This window comes from Parendozoicomonas verongulae, from assembly GCF_009711465.1.
Taxonomy (GTDB): domain Bacteria; phylum Pseudomonadota; class Gammaproteobacteria; order Pseudomonadales; family Endozoicomonadaceae; genus Sansalvadorimonas; species Sansalvadorimonas verongulae.
Window position 1 is genome coordinate 1 of record NZ_SMME01000261.1, and the last position, 433, is coordinate 433.

1 protein-coding gene is annotated in these 433 nt (G+C 49.9%); it reads left to right on the forward strand.

The window, feature by feature from the left end; genetic code table 11:
* The coding region (locus E1189_RS24360; RefSeq protein ID WP_230459837.1) for a hypothetical protein at nucleotides 1–275 on the forward strand (275 nt) is incomplete at its 5' end.
* Nucleotides 276–433 lie beyond the last annotated feature (158 nt).

The following is a 433-nucleotide window of genomic DNA, read 5'->3' on the forward strand; positions in this document are numbered from 1 at the left end:
ACTCTGGTAGTGCACGGACTACATGGTGTAGCAATATGGCCATCAATATCCACAGTGTCACTGACAGGACAGGATTCGGTGCAATACCAACATCACAAGAGGCCGCCAGCTACGTTGCTATAGTCTTTGTTCTTTTTATGGGAGGGATAGGAATGGTCTTCAGGCTGAGCTTTGTTGTTACCAGTCTCTGCATAGTGATCGGCCTGTCTACATCTGCCACCTATGCATCAGAAGACAAGAGTAGGCTCTTCCCTTTATTCCGCTACAGCCAGTAGATGTGATATCAACAGGCAGCATTGCCATTCACCCTGCGGACAGCACACATATCCTCCCCGGTGAAACCACATCCTGCACCGTCAACAGGTCGGTCGAGCCCCACCTCGTGCACTGCTGTGGGCAAAAACAAAACACCCAATTAACACTCATGGGATCA